This is a genomic window from Alitibacter langaaensis DSM 22999 (assembly GCF_003096995.1).
GTDB classification, from domain to species: Bacteria; Pseudomonadota; Gammaproteobacteria; order Enterobacterales; family Pasteurellaceae; genus Exercitatus; species Exercitatus langaaensis.
Genome location: NZ_QENU01000028.1, coordinates 1 through 5,064 on the forward strand (window position 1 = coordinate 1; position 5,064 = coordinate 5,064).

Sequence of the window (5,064 nt, forward strand, 5' to 3'; positions counted from 1 at the left end):
ACCTGACCCCATGCCGAACTCAGAAGTGAAACGCCGTAACGCCGATGGTAGTGTGGGGATTCCCCATGTGAGAGTAGGTCACCGCCAGGTATTATATTATAGCCGAGAGGCAGAAGCCCTAGCAGGAATGCTGGGGCTTTTTTTTGTTGTTATAAAACGCAAAAAGGGCAGAGAATAAATGATGAGTAATGAGTAATGAGTAATGAGTAATGAGTAATGAGTAATGAGTAATGAGTAATGAGTAATGAGTAATGAGTAATGAGTAATGAGTAATGAGTAATGGGTGATGAAATAAGATTAGTATTCATCTCTTTTATTTATTTTAAAACTCAGTTAGAAATAGAAATACCAGAGATAGAAATAATAGAAATTTTAGGGAAAATGACCGCACTTTTTTAGGGTAAAATGAAAAGGGCTGACTTAGACTAGGGAAAGGTTAAATTTATATTGGAAATATTTGTACTGTTAATGTTTAGAATATTGGGACATAAAGAATAATGAATGGGATAGCCTATGGCTTAGGTTTAAGAAATATAAAGCGGATTATTGGGGATTAATGCAACTTGACTAACACATAATTACAGCCGTGATAAAAGTATCTACCGTCAAATCTTTAATTCCTAGATTGCAAGATTTATTACAACTTTAAATCATTGAGGGTTTAACAAGTTAAGGTTATAAAAAAGTGCGGCGAAAATTTAGGAAATTTTATAAAAATATAAAGTTAATTTGCTACCCTTTGAATGAGTTGATCAAAGGCGGCTTCATCATAGCCTTCTTCGTATAAGGCATCGTCGGCGGAGGCGTATAATTCATGATCATTTAATGCTGGGCAACCATATTGTTTTAGTTTTGTTTTTGTGAAACTTGAACGGTTAGCTGAACTCACATTATTTAATGAAATCACTCCGATCGTATTATGATTACATTGTTTTTTATTGATGAAAACTAAATTATAGCCTGATTCAAGAATATAACCTGTTTTATTGATTGCAGCGGCAAATATTTCTTCACGGACGAGTTTATTCGTATTTTTTACGTAAATATTATGCGAGCCCGCACGAATATAAGTGGCTGTTGTATTTGATAAGGCTTGAATTTGCGGTTTATTTAAAGAGTATTTGGCTAATTTCACTAAATCCATTGCGCTCGATACATTGCCGCTTGATAAACCTGAGCTATCGGCAAAGCGGGTTGAACGCATACCCAGTTCTCTGGCTTTCTCATTCATTTTTTGGATAAATTGAGCACGAGTCATTCCCGCAGAACGTGAAAGTGCATGGGCCGCATAGTTATCCGAGTGGACTAACATTGCTTTGAGCAATTCATTACATGACATGGGCGTGTATTTCGGTAATTTTGTGCTTGTGCCCTTAATATAATCATTATCTTCTGGTGTGATTGATTGTTTACAGTTTTTGTTCTTATTATTTTCTAAAAAAATATTTGCCGTCATCAATTTAGTGACTGAAGCGATTGGTTGCACATTATTAGCAGCGCGGCTTTCCAGCACACGATCATGCGTGAAGTCGTATACTACATAGGATTGCGCCATAGCCACAGAAGGGAACAAGGCTGTAATAGCAAGAAATTTTTTTAACATAATCTACACCGAGCAAAAAATAAGCGTGCGCATTTTAGCAGTTTTTTCAACCGTGGGCTATTCTTGCGCATCCTTAAATGCCAAATATTCTTCTAAGACTTCGATCGCCTCTAAGCAACGTTGGCGTCGTTGGCGAGTTTGTTTAATTAAATCGCTGTAACTATTTTGTGCGGCTAAGTCTTGGCTTTGTTTAAGTTGATCTTTCTGTTCGTTTAATTTGTCATTTAAGGCTTTGAGCGCTTCGTAATATTTATCTAAACGTTCACGCGGGGGCAGCTGTTCTATTTCTTGTCGCCGTTGCTCTCGGGTGTTTAAAACTTTCGGAAAATTGACCGCACTTTGGCTGGATTGGAATTGAGATTTATCTAACGCTTCGCTAAGTGCGGTGCATTGTGCCAAAAGTTTTTCACTAAAAAAGGCAAATTGCGCAATGTCATTTTTATTCAGTTGCTGAAGTTGGCTGAGTGTATGATTCAGCTCGTTTAGATAGAATTTTGTCGGTTGATAATTCTCGCTGAACAGCAATGGCGCAAATTTTGTATAAATGATTTGCTCGGATTGCGAATGATAGCGAGATTGAAGTTGTTCAACGGATTCAATAAGCTGATTTAAAAGAGAAATATGGTTTGACATTATGCGATGCTTTCCCGAATTATAAAAATCCCCCAACGAGTGGGGGATGGTGTTTTATAGGGTCATTGCGGCAATCCAGCCGAAAATGATTAATGGGATATTGTAGTGAATAAAGGTTGGCACGACACTGTCCCAAATATGATCATGTTTGCCATCGACATTCAAACCCGATGTTGGGCCGAGTGTTGAGTCAGAGGCGGGTGAACCAGCATCACCTAAGGCGGCAGAAACGCCCACAATAGAAACCGTCGCCAATGGCGAGAATCCAACGGCTAAGCAAAGTGGCACATAAATGGACGTAATAATTGGCACGGTAGAGAAAGAAGAACCAATACCCATCGTAATAAATAAGCCTACGATTAACATTAAGAGTGCCGCTAAGCCTTTGTTATCTTGCCCTAAGCCTTGGCTGAACGTATTAACCAGTTCATTGACGCCGCCCGTTGCATTAATGACGGCCGCGAAACCTGAAGCCGCAATCATCACAAAGCCAATCATCGCCATTAAGCGCAAGCCTTGTTGGAAGATATCATTGCTTTCTTTTAGGCGGAAAATGCCGAAGATTGCAAAAATAACTAAGCCAGCTAGCCCTGCAATAATTGTTGAGCTGGTAAATAATTGTAGCGCAAATGTAATAATAATCGCTGCGAGACTGACCCAAATATGGAAAGGTTTAATATTCGCAATATGCTGTTCAATGTCTGCGGTAGTCGGTTCTGCGGTTTGAACAATATATTCACGAGGCTTGCGGTAAGTGATGAAAATCGCGGTGAGCAAACCTAATGCCATACCAATAACCGGAATGGTCATTGCCATTGAAACTTCACTCACTGATGTGTGTAAACCTAGCGATGCGCCTGCTTCATTAATATTTTTCACCAAGATACTTTCGATAAAAATTTTACCGAAACCCACTGGCAAATACATATAAGTCGCGGTTAAACCAAATGTTAAAACACAGGCAACCGCACGGCGGTCAATTTTCAATCGATTGAAAATGCTCAATAATGGCGGCACCACAATTGGAATAAAGGCAATATGCACTGGAAGTAAATTTTGTGATGAAATGGCAAAGGCAAGTAAAACCGCTAAAATAAAGTATTTAAAGCCCGACACGGATTGCCCACTTGGCGTTTTGCCTAAGCGTTTAATCACTTTATAGGCGAGTAAATCAGTAATCCCTGATTTAGAGATTGCCACCGCAAATGCGCCGAGAATGGCGTAATTCATCGCGACTTCAGCACCACCACCGAGTCCGCCGGTAAAGGTTTCGATCGTTTTTGAAATGCCAAGCCCACCGGTTAAGCCCGCTGTTAGTGCGGCAATGATCAATGCAATGACCACGTTAATGCGCAATAGGCTTAATGCCAGTAGTACGATAATTGAAATCACAACTGCATTAGTTAACATAGTATTTCCTTAGGTTAAGAGTAAATGTAATCATAAAAGTGCGGTCAAAATCGCGTATGTTTTTTTCATTGTCTTTGCTAGCGAAAGTTTAAGCGTTATGCATGACTTTCATCAGATTTTGCAATATGCGGAAAACCGCCCAATGCTTTCAAATGATTGACCATATAGCAGAATAATTCTGCGGTGCGTTCGGTGTCGTATAACGCTGAATGTGCTTGTTTGCCATCAAAGGGAATTCGAGCGGCTTGGCAAGCTTTCACTAACACAGTCTGCCCAAACATTAAACCGCTTAATGTCGCCGTATCAAAACTGCCAAACGGATGAAATGGATTGCGTTTAACACCCGTACGCTCAGCCGCCGCCATGACAAAACCCTGATCGAATGCAGCATTATGCGCCACGATGATCGAACGTTGGCAGCCCGCGGCTTTTTGTCCACGGCGCACCATTTGAAATAATCCCGTAATGGCATCCAATTCCGATATGGCAATTTCTTGGCGTAATGGATTATTGAGATCAATACCATTAATTTTCATGGATTCAGGATTAATGCCCGCGCCTTCAAAGGGTTTGATATGACAATGATAGGTTTGATCGGGCACCAAATTGCCATTTTCATCCATTTTGACAGTAATCGCAGCAAGCTCAAGCAAACCGTCAGTTTGACAGTTTAGCCCTGCTGTTTCCACATCAATAATAACGGGATAATAGCCACGAAAGCGATTTTTTAATAAATGATAATCGGGTGTTTCAATTGTCGTTTCAGTCACGCTTAGTTACCTAACGCGGCTTTAGCCTGCTTGTTTTCGATAAATTCAATTTTATAACCGTCAGGATCTTCCACAAAGGCAATGACAGTCGTGCCCCCTTTCACAGGACCAGCTTCGCGGGTTACTTTGCCGCCGTTAGCTTTGACAGCTTCACAAGTTGCATAAATATCATCAACGCCGATGGCGATATGCCCAAATGCGCTACCCAATTCATATTCGCTTACGCCCCAGTTATAAGTTAATTCAAGCACTGCCGATTTATCTTCATCGTCATAGCCTAAAAAAGCCAATGAATATTTATATTCTGGGTTTTCACTGGTGCGCAATAAACGCATTCCCAATACATCTTGATAGAATTTGATAGAACGTGCTAAGTCGCCAACACGTAACATTGTGTGTAAAATCCGCATAATCTCTCCAAGTTCGGCATAAAAGTGCGGTCAATTATGCCATAGAATCAGCAAGATAAGAAGTATCGCAATGTACGATCCTATTTCACTAAAAAATTGGGGCTGACGTAGATTAGGTACTATGCTAATCTACAAAAATGAAGATAACTCATTGTAAACTAAAGAAATCTATACAGAGAAAATTACTTGAATTTTTTGTGCTAGAAGTCACGGCTCGCTCAGCTGCAGATTTACTTGG

The 5,064-nt window shown here is 40.0% G+C and carries 5 protein-coding genes, 1 rRNA gene and 1 pseudogene; 2 read left to right on the top strand and 5 right to left on the bottom strand.

From position 1 onward, the window contains the following. Positions 1-90: ribosomal RNA gene (rrf, locus tag C8D76_RS09810) — 5S ribosomal RNA — on the top strand; the annotation flags it as partial. Between the two features lie 634 nt (positions 91-724). Here rrf and C8D76_RS09820 read toward each other — a convergent pair. From C8D76_RS09820 to gloA, 5 genes are all read right to left on the bottom strand, one after another. Continuing rightward, a complete protein-coding gene (locus C8D76_RS09820; RefSeq protein WP_116632586.1) occupies positions 725-1,603 on the bottom strand; it encodes a D-alanyl-D-alanine carboxypeptidase family protein in 879 nt (292 codons plus the stop codon). Positions 1,604-1,660: 57 nt separating this feature from the next. Beyond that, positions 1,661-2,236 (bottom strand): primosomal replication protein PriC, encoded by a 576-nt coding sequence (priC, locus tag C8D76_RS09825; RefSeq protein ID WP_116632587.1) that lies wholly within the window; start codon positions 2,234-2,236, stop codon positions 1,661-1,663. Between the two features lie 54 nt (positions 2,237-2,290). Continuing rightward, positions 2,291-3,646 carry a Na+/H+ antiporter family protein gene (locus C8D76_RS09830; protein ID WP_116632588.1) on the bottom strand — a complete coding sequence of 452 codons (1,356 nt, stop codon included), beginning with the start codon at positions 3,644-3,646 and terminating at the stop codon, positions 2,291-2,293. Between the two features lie 95 nt (positions 3,647-3,741). Continuing rightward, positions 3,742-4,416 (bottom strand): ribonuclease T, encoded by a 675-nt coding sequence (gene rnt / locus C8D76_RS09835; protein ID WP_116632589.1) that lies wholly within the window; start codon positions 4,414-4,416, stop codon positions 3,742-3,744. Positions 4,417-4,418: 2 nt separating this feature from the next. Further along, a complete protein-coding gene (gloA, locus tag C8D76_RS09840) occupies positions 4,419-4,826 on the bottom strand; it encodes a lactoylglutathione lyase (RefSeq protein ID WP_116632590.1) in 408 nt (135 codons plus the stop codon). Positions 4,827-4,963: 137 nt separating this feature from the next. Here gloA and C8D76_RS09845 point away from each other — a divergent pair. Next, a pseudogene (locus C8D76_RS09845) lies at positions 4,964-5,064 on the top strand (IS1595 family transposase); the annotation flags it as partial.

Bases quoted from the DNA above. Each gene is read 5' to 3' on its own strand.
- C8D76_RS09820 (WP_116632586.1), bottom strand. From the start codon at position 1,603: ATGTTAAAAAAATTTCTTGCTATTACAGCCTTGTTCCCTTCTGTGGCT.
- priC (WP_116632587.1), bottom strand. From the start codon at position 2,236: ATGTCAAACCATATTTCTCTTTTAAATCAGCTTATTGAATCCGTTGAA.
- C8D76_RS09830 (WP_116632588.1), bottom strand. From the start codon at position 3,646: ATGTTAACTAATGCAGTTGTGATTTCAATTATCGTACTACTGGCATTA.
- gloA (WP_116632590.1), bottom strand. From the start codon at position 4,826: ATGCGGATTTTACACACAATGTTACGTGTTGGCGACTTAGCACGTTCT.